General features: G+C 69.3%; 1 protein-coding gene (cut by a window edge). It reads left to right on the top strand.

What is annotated here, in order from left to right:
- Positions 1-20,538: the 5' portion of a non-ribosomal peptide synthase/polyketide synthase gene (locus ACWPOC_RS24840; protein WP_455409465.1), read on the top strand. 9,045 nt of this gene lie beyond the right edge of the window; the window shows 20,538 of its 29,583 coding nt (coding positions 1-20,538); it begins with the start codon at positions 1-3; its stop codon lies beyond the right edge, outside the window.

The raw sequence follows: 20,538 nt of genomic DNA on the forward strand, positions 1-20,538 counted from the left end.
ATGACGGGTGACATGGCGGGCAAGCCGGCGCTGGCGATCGAGGACCTTCCCCGGTTGCTCGCCGCCGTCGCGGAGATCGAACCCGACCGCGTCGCCCTCACCGACGGTGACACCCGTATCGGCTACGCGCGCCTGCGCGACGAGATCGCCACGCTCGACACCGCCATGGGCGGTGCGCTCGGTTTCGACGCGCTGTTCCCGGTCGTTCTGTCGAACATCGCGCCCGCTCTGCTGGGTGCTCCGGGTCTCGCGGGGGTGGTCGACGCCCTGCTGGCCGATGCTGTCGAGGTCCTCGGCGACGATGCGGCAGCACCGGCCACGGTCGATCCCGACACCCTCGTGGCGCGTTTCGACGCCCAGGTGGCGCGGACCCCCGATGCGGTCGCTCTCGAGTTCGACGGGCAAGCCCTGACCTACCGCGAATTCGACGCCCGCGCCAACCGTCTCGCACGTCACCTCATCGGTCTCGGTGTGGGCCCCGACGCACGTGTCGGTCTCGCCGTCCGCCGATCGTTCGATCTGCTGGTCGGCATGTACGCGATCGTCAAGGCCGGCGGCGCCTACGTGCCGCTCGACCCCGACCACCCGGCCGACCGCCTCGCCTACGTCCTCGAGATCGCCGAGCCGGTCGCCGTCGTCACCACCGAACGCGACGCCGTCGATCTCCCCGGTTCCGTCCCGGCGCTGACGATCGACACCCTCGACCTGTCCGAGGTCTCCGGCGATCCGGTCGCCACGGAAGAGCGCCGCGGTGCGCTCACGGCCGATCACCTCGCCTACGTCATCTTCACGTCGGGTTCGACGGGACGACCGAAGGGCGTCGCCGTCGAGCACCGGGCGATCGTCGCGAACATCGACTGGCGTCAGTCCGAGTACGGCATGCGCGCCGACGACGTGGTGCTGCAGAAGACGCCGTTCACCTTCGACGTGTCGGTCTGGGAGTTCTTCTGGCCCCTGCAGGTGGGTGCCCGCCTCACGATCGCCGTGCCCGACGGGCACCGCGACCCTGCCTACCTCGCGCAGACGATGATCGAACGCGGCGTGACGATCGCGCACTTCGTGCCGTCGATGCTCGCCGTCTACCTCACCGAGCCCACCGCCGCGTCGGTGAGCACACTCCGCTACGTCTTCGCGTCCGGTGAGGCGCTGCCGCCGCAGACCGTCGCCCGCTTCTACGAGATCTCCTCGGCGCGTCTGCACAACCTCTACGGGCCCACCGAGGCCGCGGTCGACGTCACCTACTTCGCGACCTCCGCCGACGACACCGTCGTGCCGATCGGTGCCGCCGTGGCCGACACCGGTCTCTACGTCCTCGACGAGGGTCTGCGCCCCGTCCCGGACGGTGTCGAGGGCGAGCTCTACCTCGCGGGCGTCCAGCTCGCGCGTGGCTATCTCCGTCGCCCCGATCTGACCTCCGATCGCTTCGTCGCCGACCCGTTCGGCGAGCCCGGCGACCGCATGTACCGCACCGGCGACCTCGTGAAGACGAACGAGGACGGGCAGATCGAGTACATCGGCCGCACCGACTTCCAGGTGAAGCTGCGCGGTCTGCGCATCGAACTCGGCGAGATCGAATCGGCGCTGCTCGACCACCCGGGCGTGCGGCAGTCGGTCGTCGTCGTGCACTCCGACCCCGCGCTCGGCGACCACCTCGTCGCCTATCTCGTCACCGACGGCCGCGACATCGAACGGTCCGAGCTCGCCGACGCCGTGCGCCGGCGCCTGCCCGACTACATGGTGCCGTCGCTGTTCGTCGAACTCGACGAGTTCCCACTCGGCGGAAGCGGCAAGCTCGACCGGAAGGCCTTGCCCGCACCGGATTTCAGCTCCCTGCAGCGCGAGTACCGCGCACCGTCGACGGCCACCGAGCACGCCGTCGTCGCCGCTTTCGAGCAGGTCCTCGGCATCGAGCAGCTCGGTGTCGACGACGACTTCTTCGAACTCGGCGGCAACTCCCTGAGCGCGACGCGGGTCGTCGCGCGGCTCAGCGCCGATCACAAGGTCCGCATCGACGTCCGCGAGTTCTTCGATGCCCCGACAGCGGCCGAACTCGCCTCGCTCGTCGACGCCGCCATGGCCTCGGGCGGCGACGGACGCGCACCGCTGGTCCCGCAGGTGCGTCCGGAACTGGTGCCGTTGTCGCTCGCGCAGCAGCGGATGTGGTTCCTCAACCGATTCGAGCCCGAATCGGCGGTCAACAACATCCCCGTGGCGATCCGCCTGTCGGGGGCACTCGACGCGGCGGCCCTGCAGGCCGCGGTGACCGACGTGCTCGGCCGGCACGAGTCGCTGCGGACGATCTACCCGGACGTCGACGGTGTGGGCTACCAGCAGGTGCTGCCGGTGGACGAGGTGGTGCCCGACCTGACGCCGGTCCCGGTGGCCGAGTCCGATCTGATCGCCCGGGCCACCGAGATCGTCGGCACCGGCTTCGACGTGACGACGCAGGTCCCCTTCCGGGCCCGGTTGTTCGCCGTCACCGAGACCGGGACCGCGGCCGAGCACGTGCTGGTGCTGGTCGTGCACCACATCGCGTCCGACGGTTTCTCGATGGGTCCGCTGACACGCGACGTCGTGACGGCCTACGCCGCACGCGTCTCGGGCGACGCCCCGCAGTGGGAGCCGCTCGCGGTGCAGTACGCCGACTTCGCCATCTGGCAGCGGGAGGTGCTCGGCTCGGAGGACGATCCGGAGTCGGTCATCTCCTCGCAGGTCGGTTTCTGGCGGGAGACGCTCGCGGGTCTGCCCGAGCAGCTCGACCTGCCGGCCGACCGCCCCCGCCCCGCCGTCGCCACCAATCGGGGTGCCTCGCACCGGTTCGTCCTGGACTCCGAACTCCGTTCCGCCGTCCGCGATCTCGCCCGTCGCACCTCCACCACCGAGTTCATGGTCGTGCACGCGGCACTGGCGGTGCTGCTGGCGCGTCTGTCGGGCACCGACGACATCGCGATCGGCACTCCGGTGGCCGGTCGTGGCGACGCGGCGCTCGACGACCTGGTGGGCATGTTCGTCAACACCCTCGTGCTGCGCACCAGGGTCGAGGGCGGCGAGTCGTTCGAGCAGGTGCTCGGCCGGGTGCGCGGCGCCGACCTCGAGGCGTTCGGGCAGGCCGACCTGCCGTTCGAGCGGCTCGTCGAGATCATCGACCCCGAACGGTCGACGGCACGGCACCCGCTGTTCCAGGTGCTCCTCGCGTTCCAGAACCTCGACGCCGACTCCCTCGAACTGCCCGGCCTGACCGTCTCGGCGCTCGACGTCGACGCGGCACTGGCGAAGTTCGACCTGCAGATCACCGTCTCGGACGACCTGACCGCCGAGGGTTATCTCGTCGACCTCACCTATGCCACCGATCTGTTCGACGCCCGGACGATGGAGTCCTTCGCCGAGCGCCTGACCCGGATCCTCACCGCGGTCGTGACCGAACCCGCACTCCCGGTCGGTGATGTCGCGCTGCTCGACGATGCCGAGCGCACCGATGTGCTCGCCACGTGGAACGACACCGAGCACGAACTCGGCGACGACGGGACCCTCGTCGATCTGTTCGCCGAGCAGGTACGGCGGTCGCCGGACGCGGTCGCGGTGGAGTTCGAGGGCGAGGCGCTGACCTACGGCGAGTTCTCCGAGCGAGTGAACCGTCTTGCACGACACCTGATTTCGCTCGGTGTCGGGCCGGAGACGTCGGTGGGTCTGGCGATGCGCCGCTCGCTGGATCTGCTCGTCGGTATGTACGCGGTCGTCACGGCCGGTGGTGCCTACGTGCCGATCGATCCGGATCAGCCCGACGATCGCAACGGCTACATCCTTGACACGGCCGCGCCCGTGGTGGTGCTGACCACCGAACGCGACGGATTCTCCGTGCCCGCCACGGCATCGGTGCCGTCGCTCGCGATCGACGGCCTCGACCTGTCCGCGACACCGGCCGAGCCGGTCACCGACGCCGACCGCGTCGCGCCGTTGCGGCCGTCGAACACCGCGTACTCGATCTTCACCTCCGGTTCGACGGGACGCCCGAAGGGTGTGGCCGTGACCCATGCCTCGGTCGTCAACCAGATCCGGTGGATCACCACCGAATACGGGATCGGCCCCGACGACGTGGTGCTGCAGAAGACCCCGTTCACCTTCGACGTGTCGGTGTGGGAGTTGTTCGGCACCCTCGCCGTCGGTGCGCGCATGGTGATCGCGGTCCCGGACGGTCATCGCGACACCGCCTATCTCGGCACCGTCATCCGTGAGCGTGCGGTGACGGCGACCTCCTTCGTCCCGTCGATGCTCGCGGTGTTCGCCGCGTCGGTGTCTCCGGACGACTGCGCGTCGTTGCGCACCGTGCTCGTCGCCGGTGAGGCATTCCCCCTGTCGGTGGCCGAGCAGTTCTTGCGGATCGGCGACGCCGAGCTCCACAACCTCTACGGCCCCACCGAGGCCACGGTGCACGCCACCGCCCGCCCGGTCGCAGGAACGACGGGTGGTTCCGTCGCGATGGGCGCTCCGGTGTGGAACACCCGCGCCTACGTGCTCGACTCGCGACTGTCGCCGGTTCCCGCCGGTGTCGTGGGTGAGCTGTATCTCGCGGGTGTGCAGGTGGCGCGCGGTTACGTCGGCCGCCCCGATCTGACCGCCGAGCGTTTCGTCGCCTCGCCCTTCGGCGAGGGTGAGCGTCTGTACCGCACGGGCGACCTCGTGCGCTGGAGCAACGACCGCAGCGGAGATCTCGAGTATCTCGGCCGCACCGACTTCCAGGTCAAGCTCCGCGGTCTGCGTATCGAGTTGGGAGAGATCGAGACCGCGCTGCTCGACCACACCGGGGTGTCGCAGGCCGCCGCGCAGGTGCGCCGCGATCAGCTCGTCGCCTACGTGGTTCCGGCCCCGAACACGACCTTCGACCGCGACGGCGCGCAGGCCGCGCTGGGCGCGGTGCTCCCGGCCTACATGGTGCCGTCGCAGTTCGTGGTCCTCGACGAGATGCCGCTCGGCAGTTCGGGCAAGGTCGACCGGAAGGCGCTGCCCGACCCGGTCTTCGAGGCTCGCGGCTTCCGTGCACCCACGACCCCGGTCGAGGAGGTCGTCGCCGGCGTGTTCGCCGACGTCCTCGGTGTCGACCGTGTCGGGCTCGACGACGACTTCTTCGCTCTCGGTGGCAACTCGCTCATCGCGACGCAGGTCGTCGCGCGCCTCGGTTCCGAACTGGGAACCGTTGTGCCCGTTCGTGTCCTGTTCGAGGCGCCCGGCGTGGCCGCCCTCGCCGCCCGCGTCGAGCAGAGCGAGGCCCAGGGTCGCACGCCGCTCGTCGCACAGGAACGTCCCGAGCGGGTCCCGCTGTCGCTCGCGCAGCAGCGGATGTGGTTCCTCAACCGCTTCGAACCGGAATCGGCCGTCAACAACATCCCCGGCGCGATCCGGTTGACCGGCGCCCTGGACGTCGAGGCGCTGCGCTCCGCGGTGGTCGACGTGCTCGGCCGGCACGAGTCGTTGCGGACGATCTACCCGGACGTCGACGGTGTGGGCTACCAGCAGGTGCTGCCGGTGTCCGAGGTCGAACCCGACCTCACGCCGGTCGACGTCACCGAGACGCAGCTGGTGCAGAGCATCACCGATCTCGTCTCGTCCGGCTTCGATGTCTCCACCCAGGCACCCTTCCGGGCGCAGCTGTTCGCGGTGTCGGCGACCGAACACGTGCTCGCGCTCGTCGTGCACCACATCGCCGCCGACGGCTTCTCGATGGGCCCGCTCACCCGCGACATCGTCTCCGCCTACGCGGCCCGCGCCGCCGGCGGAGAACCGGGCTGGGAACCGCTGCCGGTCCAGTACGCCGACTTCGCGATCTGGCAGCGGGAGGTGCTCGGCTCGGAGGACGATCCGGAGTCGGTCATCTCCTCGCAGGTCGGTTTCTGGCGGGACACGCTCGAGGGTCTGCCCGAGCAGCTCGACCTGCCGGCCGACCGCCCGCGCCCCGCCGTCGCCACCAACCGGGGTGCCCTGCACGAGTTCACCATCGACGAGACGCTGCACGACCGCATCGTCACGCTCGCCCGCGAACACAACGCGACCCCGTTCATGGTGGTGCACGCCGCGCTCGCGGTGTTGCTGGCGCGTCTGTCGGGCACCGACGACATCGCGATCGGCACTCCGGTGGCCGGTCGTGGCGACGCGGCGCTCGACGATCTGGTGGGCATGTTCGTCAACACCCTCGTGCTGCGCACCCGGGTGGAGGGCGGCGAGTCGTTCGAGCAGGTGCTCGGCCGGGTGCGCGGCGCCGACCTCGAGGCGTTCGGCCACGCCGACCTGCCGTTCGAACGACTCGTGGAGGTGCTCAACCCCGAGCGCTCCACCGCACGTCACCCGCTGTTCCAGGTGATGCTGTCGTTCCAGAACCTCGAGACCGGCACGCTCGAACTTCCGCGGCTGACTGTCGAAGCCGTCGACCTCGACATCGCGACCGCCAAGTTCGACCTCCAGTTCGTCGTCACCGAGACGCCGACCGCGACCGGTGCGGCCGAGTACTCGGTGGGCCTGACCTACGCCACCGATCTGTTCGACACCCGCACCGTCGAGCGTGTCGCCGAGCGCTTCGTCCGTCTCCTCGATGCGGTCACCGGCGATCTCTCCGTCGCGATCGGTGATGTCGACCTGCTCGACGACGCCGAACGCGTGCAGGTCCTCGAGCAGTGGAACGACACCGACCGCGCGCTCGACAACACCTCGACCCTCGTCGATCTGTTCGCCGAGCAGGTACGGCGGTCGCCGGATGCGGTCGCGGTGGAGTTCGAGGGCGAGTCGCTGACCTACGGCGAGTTCTCCGAGCGTGTGAACCGTCTTGCGCGGCACCTGATCTCGCTCGGTGTCGGCCCCGACGCGCGGGTGGGTCTGGCGATGCGCCGCTCGCTGGATCTGCTCGTCGGTATGTACGCGGTCGTCACGGCCGGTGGTGCCTACGTGCCGATCGATCCGGATCAGCCCGACGATCGCAACGGATACATCCTCGACACCGCCGCGCCCGTGGTGGTGCTGAGCACCGAACGCGACGGATTCCGCGTACCGGGGGAGAGATCCGTCCCGAGCCTGCTCGTCGACACCCTCGACTTGTCCGCGACGGCGTCCGAGCCGGTCACCGACGCCGAGCGGACGTCTCCGCTGCGGGCGTCGAACACCGCCTACGTCATCTTCACGTCCGGGTCCACCGGGCGCCCGAAGGGCGTGGCGGTGCCGCACGGCGCGATCGTCAACCGCTTGCGCTGGATGCAGCACGAATACCCGCTCACCGCCGCCGACGTGGTGCTGCAGAAGACCCCCTTCACCTTCGACGTGTCGGTGTGGGAGTTCTTCTGGCCCTTGCAGATCGGTGCCCGACTGGTGGTCGCCGTGCCCGACGGTCACCGCGACCCGCGGTACCTGGCCTCGGTGATCGAGCGGCGCGGCGTGACCGTCGTGCACTTCGTGCCGTCGATGCTCGCGGTGTTCGTCGCCGAGGCATCGGCCGACGACCTCACCTCGCTCCGTCACGTCTTCGCCTCCGGTGAGGCACTGCCGCCCGCACTGGCCGCACGCACGCGGGCACTGCTGTCCGACGCCGGCCTGCACAACCTCTACGGCCCCACCGAGGCAGCCGTGGACGTGACCTACCACGAGGCCACCGACGCCGACACGGTCTCCGTGCCGATCGGCGCCCCCGTGTGGAACACCCGCGTCTACGTCCTCGACGAGCGTCTCGCGCCCGTGCCCGTGGGGGTCGCGGGAGAGCTCTATCTCGCGGGAGCTCAGCTCGCCCGCGGGTACATGCAGCGCCCCGACCTCACGGCCGAACGCTTCGTCGCCTCGCCGTTCTGCGACGGTGAGCGGCTGTACCGCACCGGCGACCTCGTGCGCTGGACGGAGGGCGCCGGCGAGCTCGACTACATCGGCCGCACCGACTTCCAGGTCAAGCTCCGCGGTCTGCGCATCGAACTCGGCGAGATCGAGACCGCGCTGCTCGTCCTCGACGAGGTCGACCAGGCCGTCGTGCTCGTCCGTCAGGACCAGCTCGTCGCCTACGTCGTCCCGCAGGCCGGTGCGACCTTCGATCAGGTGGCGGCCGGTGCGGCACTGTCCGCGCAGTTGCCGGCCTATATGGTGCCCGCCACCTACGTGCTCCTCGACGCCATGCCGCTCGGTGCGTCCGGCAAGCTCGACCGCAAGGCACTGCCCGACCCGGTCTTCGAGGTCAAGGAGTTCCGCGCTCCCACCACCTCCACCGAGCAGGTCGTGGCGTCGATCTACTCCGAGGTCCTCGGTGTCGACCGCGTCGGCCTCGACGACGACTTCTTCGCGCTGGGCGGCAACTCGCTCATCGCCACCCAGGTGGTCTCCCGCATCGGTGCCGCGCTGAACGCCACCGTTCCGCTGCGCTTGCTGTTCGAGGCCTCCACCGTGGAAGAGCTTGCAGCACGCCTCGAACGCGGGGTCTCCGGCGGTCCGCGCCGGCCCCTCGTCGCCACCGAACGACCTGATCGGGTTCCGCTGTCGCTCGCGCAGCAGCGCTACTGGTTCCTCAACCAGTTCGACACGGCGTCCTCCGCGGTCGACAACATCCCGATCGCCGTGCGGCTCGTCGGCACCCTCGATGTCGAGGCGCTCCGCGCGGCAGCACGCGACGTCATCGCGCGACACGAATCGCTCCGCACCATCTACCCGGACTCGCCGGAGGGCCCGCACCAGGTGGTGCTCCCGCTCGACGGTGCGCTGCCCGAACTCGTCGTGCGCGAGGTCGCGGAGGCCGAACTCGAACCCGAGATCGTCGCCTTCATGTCGACGACCTTCGACGTGACCTCCGAGGTGCCAGTCGCGGTGCGCATCTTCCGCGTCAGCGACGACGAGCACATCCTCGCGCTGGTCGTGCACCATGTGTCGGCCGACGGTGCGTCGGTCGGCCCGCTCACCCGCGACCTGATGACGGCCTATGCAGCGCGCTCCCACGGGGACGCCCCGGCATGGGAACCGCTGCCCGTGCAGTACGCCGACTACGCGCTGTGGCAGCGCGAGGTGCTCGGCAGCGAGGACGATCCGGAATCGCTGGCCGCCAAGCAGGTCGAGTACTGGAAGCAGGCCCTCGCCGGCCTGCCCGACCAACTCGACCTCCCGTCCGACCGCCCGCGTCCGCCGAGTCAGAGCTTCCGCGGCGAATCGTTGCAGTTCACGATCTCACCTGAACTGCACCGCGGCCTGCAGGAACTCGCGCGATCGAAGAACGCGACGCTGTTCATGGTCGTCAACGCGGCCTTCGCGACCTTGCTGGCACGGCTCTCGGGCACCCGCGACATCGCGATCGGCACCCCGATCGCCGGTCGTGGCGAGCGCGAGCTCGACGACCTGATCGGCATGTTCGTCAACACGCTGGTCTTCCGCAGCGACGTCGACCCGGCACAGTCCTTCGAACGACTCCTCGAAGGCACCCGCGAGACCGATCTCGGTGCCTTCGCGAACGCCGACGTGCCGTTCGAACGCCTGGTGGAAGTGCTGAACCCCGTGCGCTCGACCGCCCGCAACCCGCTCTTCCAGGTGGGTCTGTCGTTCCAGAACCTGGCGCGTACCCAGCTCGAACTGCCCGGTCTGACGGTGAGCTCCACCGATTTCGAGTTGCAGCTTGCGAAGACCGACCTGCAGCTCACGGTGTTCGACCACTACGACGACGACGGTGCACCTGACGTCATCGACGCCACCTTCACGTACGCGACCGATCTGTTCGACGAGTCGACGGTCGAGGGCTTCGCGCAGCGTTTCGTGCGGGTCGTCGAGGCGATCGTCGCCGACCCGACCACGACCGTCGGCGACATCGACATGCTCGACGGATCCGAACGGGTCGAGATCCTCGAGTCGTGGAACGCCACAGACCGTGCGGTCGAGCAGGCGTCGACGCTCGTGGATCTGTTCGGCGAGCAGGTCTTGCGGGTGCCGGATGCGACGGCGTTGGTGTTCGAGGGTGAGTCGCTGACCTATGCGGAGTTCGATGCGCGTGTGAATCGTCTTGCGCGCAGGTTGATCTCGGAGGGTGTGGGTCCGGAGTCGACGGTGGCGTTGGCGATGCGTCGCTCGGTCGAGTTGCTGGTCGGTATGTATGCGGTGGTCAAGGCCGGTGGCGTGTATGTGCCGGTGGATCCGGATCAGCCGGACGATCGCAATGCGTACATTCTCGACACGGCTGCTCCGGTGGTGATCCTGTCCACCGAACGCGACGAGTTCACGGCACCGGGGGAGAAGTCTGTCCCCATCCTGCTGCTCGACAGCCTGGATCTGTCCGAGCTGTCCGCGGCGCCGGTGACCGACACCGAGCGGATTGCGCCGTTGCGTGCGTCGAACACGGCGTATGTGATCTTCACGTCGGGTTCGACGGGCCGGCCGAAGGGTGTGGCGGTGCCGCACGCGGCGATCGTCAACCAGTTGCTGTGGAAGCGTGAGCATTTCGGTCTCGGTGTCGATGATGCGGTGTTGTTGAAGACGGTGGCGACGTTCGACCTGTCGGTGTGGGAGTTCTGGTCGGCTCTCGTGTCCGGTGGGCGTGTGGTCGTCGCGTCGGCGGACGGTCATCGTGATCCGGCCTATCTGAACCGGTTGCTGACCGAGCAGGCGGTGACGACGCTGCACGTGGTGCCGTCGATGCTCGAAGCGTTGATGGTCGATGCGGGCGGCACCCTCACGCCGTCCCTGCGACAGGTGTTGGCGATCGGTGAGGCCCTCCCGCCGGCGACCGCGAAGCGGTTCGTCGAGCACAACGCCGCCCGGTTGGTGAACCTGTACGGCCCGACCGAGGCTGCGGTGTCGGTCACCGCCGGTGATGTCACCGATACCTCGGGTGCGTCGGTGCCGATCGGTGTGCCCGAGTGGAACACCCGTATCTACGTGCTCGACGAGCGGTTGCATCCGGTTCCGGCCGGTGTTGCCGGTGAGCTCTACCTCGCGGGCACACAGTTGGCGCGTGGTTATTTCGGGCGCCCGGATCTGAGCGCGGAGCGGTTCGTCGCCTCGCCGTTCGGTGACGGGGAGCGTCTGTATCGCACGGGTGATCTGGTGCGGTGGACCCGTGACGGTCAGTTGGATTACCTGTCGCGCACGGATTTCCAGGTGAAGGTGCGTGGTTTCCGTATCGAGCTCGGTGAGGTCGAATCGGCTCTGCGGGCGATGGATGTGCTGCGTGATGTCGCGGTGATCGCCCGTGAGGACGAGCGGGTCGGCACCCAGTTGGTCGCCTACGTCGTGCCAGCCGAGGACAACACCCTCGACGTGGCGACGGTCAGGAGCGACCTGGCGACGCAGGTGCCGTCGTACATGGTGCCGTCGGCGTTCGTGACGCTCGATGCGCTGCCGCTGAACGTCAACGGCAAGCTCGACCGCAGGGCGCTGCCCGAGCCGGTCTTCGAGACCCGCGAGTTCCGGACCCCCGTCACGCCGGCCGAGCAGGCCGTCGCCGCGGTCTTCGCCGAGGTGCTCGGCGTCGAACGGGTCGGCCTCGACGACGACTTCTTCGAACTCGGCGGCAACTCGCTGCTCGCCACCCAGGTGGCCTCCCGCCTCGGAGCCGCGCTCGGTGCGAAGGTTCCGGTGCGCGCCCTCTTCGAGAACACCACCGTCGCATCGCTCGCCGGTGCGGTCGAGTCGCAGCGCGGCGACGACCGCCGGCCTCTCGAAGCCGTCGAGCGGCCCGCACGGATCCCGCTGTCGCTCGCGCAGCAGCGCATGTGGTTCCTCAACCGCTTCGACACCGAATCGTCGGCCTACAACGTGCCGATCGCGATCCGGCTCACCGGCGATCTCGACGTCGAGGCGCTGCAGGCCGCCGTCGGCGACGTCGTGGCTCGTCACGAATCGCTGCGCACCTTCTACCCGGAGACCGAGGACGGTCCCGTCCAGGTCATCGTTCCCGCCGCGCAGGCGGTTCCCGACCTCACCCCCGTGGACGTGCCGGAGGCGGACATCGTCGCCGCCGTCCAGGAACTCGCGGCGACGATCTTCGACGTCACCACGGCTGTGCCGCTGAGCGCGCGACTGTTCCGGGTCCGCGAATCCGACTACGTCTTGGCGTTCGTGGTCCACCACATCTCCGCCGACGGCTCGTCGATGGGTCCGCTCACGCGCGACCTCATGACGGCCTACGTCGCGCGATCGCAGGGCGACACCCCCGCGTGGGAGCCGCTCTCGGTGCAGTACGCCGACTTCGCCATCTGGCAGCGCGAGGTGCTCGGCGACGAGGACGATCCCGAATCGCTCGCCGCCAAGCAGGTCGAGTACTGGAAGCACGCTCTCGCCGGCCTGCCCGACCAGCTCGATCTCCCGAGCGACCGGCCGCGTCCCGCGGTCCAGTCGTTCCGGGGCGGCCGCGTCGACTTCACGGTCGAGGCCGAACTCCACCGGCGCCTCGCCGACCTCGGCCGGCGCACGAACACCACGATGTTCATGGTGCTGCACACCGCACTCGCGGTGTTCCTCGCACGCATGTCCTCGAGCGACGACATCGCGATCGGCACGCCGATGGCCGGTCGTGGCGAGCGCGAGCTCGACGACCTGATCGGCATGTTCGTCAACACGCTGGTGTTCCGGACCCACGTCGATTCGGACGCGTCGTTCACCGAACTGCTGGGACGTACCCGTGAGGCCGACCTCGGCGCGTTCGCGAACGCCGACGTGCCGTTCGAGCGGCTCGTCGAGGTGCTCAACCCCGCGCGGTCCACGGCACGGCACCCGCTGTTCCAGGTGGGTCTGTCGTTCCAGAACCTCGCGCAGGCCGCACTCGAACTCCCCGGTCTCACCATCTCCGGTCTCGACACCGACATGGAGATCTCGCAGTTCGACCTGCACCTGATCGTCACCGATCGCTACAGCGACGACGGCACGCCCACGGGCATCACCGGCTACTTCACGTACGCGACCGATCTGTTCGACGAATCGACGGTCGCGGAGTTCGCCGCCCGGTTCATCCGCGTGCTCGACGCCGTGGTCGACGACCCGGCCCTGCCGGTCGGCAATCTGCCCCTCCTCGACACCGTCGAAACCGCGCGAGTGCTCGAGGCATGGAACGACACCGTGCACCCCACCGCCTCGGCGACCCTGGTGGATCTGTTCGACGAGCAGGTCTCGCGGGTGCCGGATGCGACGGCGTTGGTGTTCGAGGGCGAGTCGCTGACCTATGCCGAGTTCGATGCTCGGGTGAATCGCCTTGCACGCAAACTGGTCTCGTTGGGTGTGGGTCCGGAGTCGACGGTGGCGCTGGCGATGCGCCGCTCGGTCGAACTGCTGGTCGGCATGTACGCGGTGGTCAAGGCCGGTGGCGTCTACGTGCCGGTCGATCCGGATCAGCCGGACGATCGCAACGCCTACATCCTCGACACCGCTGCTCCCGTGGTGATCCTGTCGACCGAACGCGACGAATTCACGGCACCGGGGGAGAAGTCTGTCTCCACCCTGTTCCTCGACAGCCTGGATCTGTCCGAGCTGTCCGCGGCGCCGGTGACCGATACCGAGCGCATCGCGCCGCTGCGTGCGTCGAACACGGCGTATGTGATCTTCACGTCGGGTTCGACGGGCCGGCCGAAGGGTGTGGCGGTGCCGCATGCGGCGATCGTCAACCAGTTGCTGTGGAAGCGTGAGCATTTCGAGCTCGGTACCGATGATGCGGTGTTGTTGAAGACGGTGGCGACGTTCGACCTGTCGGTGTGGGAGTTCTGGTCGGCTCTGGTGTCCGGTGGGCGTGTGGTCATCGCGTCGGCCGACGGTCATCGCGATCCGGCCTATCTGAACCGGTTGCTGACGGAGCAGTCGGTCACGACGCTGCACGTGGTGCCGTCGATGCTCGAAGCATTGATGGTCGACGCCAGTGGCACCCTCACGCCGTCCCTGCGGCAGGTACTGGCTATCGGTGAGGCCCTCCCGCCGGCCACCGCGAAGCGGTTCGTCGAGCACAACGCCGCCCGGTTGGTGAACCTGTACGGCCCGACCGAGGCCGCGGTGTCCGTCACCGCCGGTGACGTCACCGATACCTCGGGGGCGTCGGTGCCGATCGGTGTGCCCGAGTGGAACACCCGTGTCTACGTGCTCGACGAGCGTCTGCATCCGGTGCCGGCCGGTGTCGCCGGTGAGCTCTACCTCGCCGGTGCGCAGCTCGCACGCGGCTACTTCGATCGACCCGATCTGAGCGCGGAGCGGTTCGTCGCCTCACCGTTCGGTGACGGAGAACGCTTGTACCGCACGGGCGATCTGGTGCGGTGGACCCGCGATGGGCAGTTGGACTACCTGTCGCGCACCGACTTCCAGGTGAAGGTGCGTGGTTTCCGCATCGAGCTCGGCGAGATCGAATCCGCCCTGCGTGCGATGGATGCGCTGCGTGATGTCGCGGTGATCGCCCGTGAGGACGAGCGGGTCGGCACCCAATTGGTCGCCTACGTCGTGCCCGCGGACGGTGCGCACGCGGACATCGAGTCGATCAGGTCCGCGCTCGGCACCCGGGTGCCGTCGTACATGGTGCCCTCGGCGTTCGTGACGCTCGACGCGCTGCCGCTGAACGTCAACGGCAAGCTCGACCGCAGGGCCCTGCCCGAGCCGGTCTTCGAGACCCGCGAATTCCGCGCTCCGAGCACCCCGGTCGAGGAGATCGTCGCCGGCGTGTTCGCCGACGTCCTCGGCCTCACCCGAGTGGGTGTGGACGACGACTTCTTCGAACTCGGCGGCAACTCGCTGCTCGCCACCCAGGTCGTCTCGCGGATCGGCGCGGCACTCGACACCCGCGTCCCCGTGCGCGTGCTGTTCGAGGCCCCCAGTGTCGCGGCGCTCGCCGTCGCGGCCGAGCAGCACACCGGTGCGGCGGCACGTCCGTCGCTGGTGCCGCAGCCGCGGCCCGAGCGTGTGCCGCTGTCGCTCGCGCAGCAGCGCATGTGGTTCCTCAACCGCTTCGACACCGAGTCGTCGGTCAACAACATCCCGGTCGCGGTCCGCCTGACCGGGGCACTCGACCTCGGTGCGCTGCAGGCAGCGGTCCAGGATCTGCTCGCCCGGCACGAGGTGCTCCGCACCATCTATCCCGAGATCGACGGGCAGCCCTACCAGCTGATCCTCCCGGTCGCGGAGGCCGCACCCGACATCGACGTCGAATCGGCCACCGAGGACGACCTGCTGCAGAAGGTGACGGCGGTCGTCTCCCGCGGGTTCGACGTCACCACCGAGATCCCGCTGCGCGCACGACTGTTCGAGCTCTCCGAGCGCGATCACGTGCTCGTCTTCGTCGTCCACCACATCAGCGCCGACGGCTGGTCCATCTCGCCGCTGACCCGCGACGTCATGACGGCCTACATGTCCCGCGCCGAGGGCGAGGCTCCCGGCTGGGCACCGCTGCCCGTGCAGTACGCCGACTTCGCGATCTGGCAGCGCGACGTGCTCGGCGACGAGGACGATGCCGCGAGTCTGCTCGCGGCGCAGGCCGACTTCTGGAAGCACACCCTCGCCGGACTCCCGGACGAGCTGAACCTGCCGATGGACCGGCCGCGTCCCGCGGTGCAGTCCTTCGCCGGCGGCAAGGTCGACTTCCTCCTCGACGCCGACACGCACCGCGGCCTCGCGGCGCTCGCGCGGCGGACCGGCACGACGATGTTCATGGTCGTGCACACCGCGCTCGCGGTGTTCCTCGCGCGGATGGCCGACACCGACGACGTCGCGATCGGCACCCCCATCGCGGGTCGCGGTGAGGCCGAGATCGACGACCTGATCGGCATGTTCGTCAACACCCTTGTGCTGCGCAGCCGGGTGGACACGGGTGAGGGCTTCTCCGACCTGCTCGCACGGGTGCGCGAGGCCGACCTCGAGGCGTTCGCCCATGCCGACATTCCGTTCGAGCGGCTCGTGGAGATCCTCAACCCCGAGCGGTCGACGGCACGCCACCCGCTGTTCCAGGTGGTGCTGTCGTTCGAGAACCTGCCCGAGACCGCCCTGGAACTGCCCGAGCTCACCGTCTCCGGCGTCCCGTTCGAGGTCGACACCGCGAAGTTCGACCTGGGCCTGACCCTGCTCGAACACATCGACGGATCCGGCGCGCCCGCCGGCCTGTCCGCCGAGTTCTCGTATGCCAGTGCGCTCTTCGACGAGAGCACGGTCCAGCGTTTCGCCGAACGGTTCACGCGACTGGTCGGCGGCATCCTCACGGACGACCGCGCACCGGTCGGCGACCTGCCGCTGCTCGCCGACGACGAGTTCGCGCAGCTCACGGCGATGCGCGGACACAACGTCATCACCGAACCGAGCACCCTCGCCGAGTTCCTCACGCGCGGCGTCGCGATGGATCCCGACGCCGTCGCGGTGCGGTACGAAGGACGGTCGATCACCTACCGCGAACTCGACGAGACCTCGTCGAAGCTCGCGCGGGTGCTGATCGATCGCGGCATCGGCCCGGAGAACTTCGTGGCCGTGTCGTTCCCGCGCTCGTACGACATGACGGTCACCGTCATGGCCGTGGCCAAGTCCGGTGCGGCGCACGTCCCCGTCGACCCGACCTATCCGGCCGACCGTGTGCGCTACATGCTCGACGACTCCGGGGCCACCCTGGGCATCACGTCGTCCGAGTTCGTCGGCGGACTGCCCGACGACGCGGAATGGCTGCTGCTCGACGACCCGGCGTTCGCCGCGGACGTCGAATCCCGCTCCGCCGCACCGATCACCGACGCCGACCGGGTACGCCCGATCCGGGTCCACCACCCCGCCTACCTGATCTACACCTCGGGGTCGACCGGCAAGCCCAAGGGCGTCGTCGTCACGCACACGGGTCTGGCGGGCCTGAAGGACATGGTCACCGATCTGTACGGGGTGACCTCCGAATCGCGGTTCCTGCAGATCTGCTCGCCGAGCTTCGACCCGTCGGTGCTCGAGTGGATGGCGGCCTTCGCATTCGGCGCGACGCTCGTGATCGTGCCCGCCGGAATCATCGGCGGTCCGGATCTCGCCGAGCTGCTGAAGACCGAGCGCGTGACCCACACGATCATCACGCCCGCGGTGCTCGGCACGATGGACTCCACGGGCATCGACAGCTTCGAAGTGCTCTCCGTCGGTGGCGACGTGACGACGCCGGAACTGCTGGCCGAATGGTCGCAGCGCACCACCTACGTCAACGCGTACGGCCCGACCGAAGCGACCATCGTGTCGACCTTCGGCGAGATGGAACCCGGACGTCCGATCACCATCGGCGAACCCATCGTGGGCATGACCGCTCTCGTGCTCGACTCGCGTCTGCGGCCCGTCGCCGCCGGCATGGCGGGCGAGCTCTACGTGGCCGGCCGGGCACTCGCCCGCGGCTACCACCGCCGCAACGCGCTGACCGCCGAGCGGTTCGTCCCCAACCCCTACGGCGAACCCGGCGACCGCATGTACCGCACCGGCGACGTCGTCCGGTGGCGGCCCGTCGAGGACCGGCTCGAGATCGAGTTCGTCGGCCGCAGCGACTTCCAGGTCAAGGTGCGCGGTTTCCGCATCGAACTCGGCGAGATCGACGCGGTCCTGAGCGCACACGAGTCGGTGAACTGGGCGACGACGGTGGGTCGGTCCACCCCGTCGGGCGCGACCGTCCTCGTGTCCTACGTGCTGCCCGTCCGCGGCCGTACGATCGACACCGCACAGCTGACCGAGTTCGTGTCGCGCTCGCTGCCGCCCCATATGGTGCCGTCGGCGATCGTGGTGCTCGACGAGGTGCCGTTGACGCCGGTGGGCAAGCTCGATCGTGATGCTCTGCCGGAGCCGGTGATCGAGGAACGCGAGTACCGCGCCGCGGAGAGTGAGGTCGAGCAGATCATCGCGGAGGTGTTCGCGGAGGTCCTGCATCTGGACAAGGTGAGTGTCGACGAGTCGTTCTTCGCGCTCGGCGGCGACAGCATCGTGTCGATCCAGCTCGTCTCGCGGGCGAAGGCGCGGGGTGTGGTGTTCACGCCGCGCGACGTCTTCGAGCGTCGTTCGGTGGCGGGCCTTGCCGAGGTCGCCACCCGCGCCGACGAGACGCAGGCGGTGCGACTCGAGGAACTCCCCGGCGGCGGTGTCGGCGACGTGCCGCTCACCCCGATCATGCGCGAGGTCCTCGGCTGGCCCGGCGGCTTCGACCGCTTCTCGCAGACCGTCGCCGTGACCCTCCCGGCCGACATCGACCGTGACGTGCTGACCCGCACCATCGGGGCAGTCGTCGACCACCACGACGCGCTGCGCTCGATCCTCGAACGCGATGCCGACGGAGCAGTGACCCTGCGGGTCCGCTCCGCGAGCACCGTGGACCCGGACGCCCTGCTGACGCGGGTCGAGGTCGCGGCCGACGTCGACGACGCCGAGCTCACCGAGATCGCCTCCCGCGAACTCGATTCCGCGCTCGGAGCACTCGACCCGTTCGCCGGCTCGGTGCTGCGATTCGTGTGGTTCGACTTCGGCTCGGCCGAACGTCGCGGCGTGCTCCTCGTCGTCGCCCACCACCTGGTGATGGACGGCGTGTCGTGGCGCATCCTGCTGCCCGACCTCGGTCTGGCCTGGGGACAGATCGTCTCCGGTGAGCAGCCGCGGCTCGAGGCCGTCGGAACGTCGCTGCGCCGCTGGGCCCACGGCCTGGTGGATGCCGCGGCACAGCGCCGATCGGAACTGCCACTGTGGGAACGGATCCTCGAGGGACCGGACCCGCTGCTCGGCGAGCGTCCCTTCGACCCCGCCGTCGACGTCACCTCCACGGTCGAACGCATCGAGATGAATCTCGACGCCGCGCAGACCGATGCACTGCTCACCACGGTGCCGGCCCTGTTCCGCGGCGGTGTCGCCGACGGTCTGGTGGCCGCGCTCGGACTGGCACTCGTGAGCTGGCGCCGCGACCGCGGCATCGAATCCTCCTCCGCCCTCGTGAAGTTCGAGGGCCACGGCCGCGAGGAATCCGTGGTGCCGGGCGCCGACCTGTCCCGGACGGTCGGCTGGTTCACCAGCGCCTACCCGGTGCGGGTCGACCTGACCGGCATCGACGTCGACGACGCCGTCGCCGGTGGTGCCGCGATGGGTGCGGCGGTCAAGGCCGTCAAGGAACAGCTGCTGGCCATCCCGGACAAGGGCATGGGCTTCGGTCTGCTGCGCTACCTCGATCGGGAATCGTCGGCACGACTCGCCGCCATCGCACGCTCACCGCAGATCAGCTTCAACTACCTCGGTCGCGTGTCCTCCGCGGACGTGCCGGAGGAACTCGCCGAGATCGGCTGGGCTCCGACCGACGCGCTGGGACGCGTCGACGCCGCCCTCGACGCCGACATGCCCGCGAGCGCGGCGATCGACATCAACGCGATCGTCAACGACGGCGCGGACGGCCCGCAGCTCGGCGCGAACATCGCCTTCCCGGCGGGTCTGCTCGACCGCGAGGACGTCGACGAGTTCGTGCAGCATTGGCGGGCCGCCCTCGCGGCGCTCGTCACCCACGCCGCCGACCCCGCTGCCGGTGGGCTCACACCCTCCGACGTGCCGCTCGTGTCGGTCACCCAGGCCGATCTCGACCGCTGGCACGTGCGCTACCCGTCGCTGGCGGACGTGTGGCCGCTGTCGCCGCTGCAGTCCGGTCTGCTCTTCCACGCGTTGATGACCGGCGAGGACGACGTCGACGTCTACACGATGCAGGCCGTCCTCGATCTGGAGGGAGAGGTGGATCCCGAGCGGCTCCACCGCGCCGCGCAGGCACTGCTCGACCGGCACGCCAACCTGCGGACGGTCTTCGTGACCGACGCCGATGGCGACTCGGTGCAGCTCGTCCTCGACGACGTGCAGGTGCCGTGGCGCACCGTCGACATGTCCGCCGAGGTCGCCGCGGACGGCGTCACAGCCACGGTGCCGTTCTGGAAGGACGAGGAGGCACGCCGCTTCGTCATGGACACCGGACCGCTCATGCGGTTCGTCCTCGTGCACCTCGGCGACGGCCGCTACCAGCTCGGCGTGACCACCCACCACGTCCTGGTCGACGGCTGGTCGATGCCGCTGCTCATGCAGGACCTCATGGCCCTGTACGCGACCAGGGGAGAGGTGTCCCTGCTGCCGCGGGTGCGCTCGTACCGCTCCTTCCTCGAATGGGTCACCGCTCGTGACCGCGAGTCCTCCCGCGAGGCGTGGGCGCAGACCTTCGCCGGCTTCGAGGAGCCGACGCTGCTCGCCCCGCAGACCCCGCGCCATCCCGGCCTGCAGGGCGACGACCGGGTGAAGGTCGAACTCGACGCCGAGCGACTGGCCGCCGTCAGCGGCGCCGCCGCGCGCCTCGGCGTCACGGTGAACACGCTCGTGCAGGCCGCCTGGGGCGTGCTGCTCGGCCGCCTCACCGGTGCCGAGGACGTCGTCTTCGGCGCCACGGTCTCGGGTCGCCCCGCCGACCTGCCCGGTGTGGAGTCGATGGTCGGCCTGTTCATCAACACGCTGCCCGTGCGGGTCGCCTTCGATCCGGACGAGCCCGTCTCGGCGTTCCTCGAACGCCTGCAGGGCGAGCAGGCCGCACTGCTCGGCCACCACCATCTCGGACTCACCGAGATCCAGCGGGCGACGAGTCCGTCGGTC

This window comes from Rhodococcus sp. 5G237, from assembly GCF_053764735.1.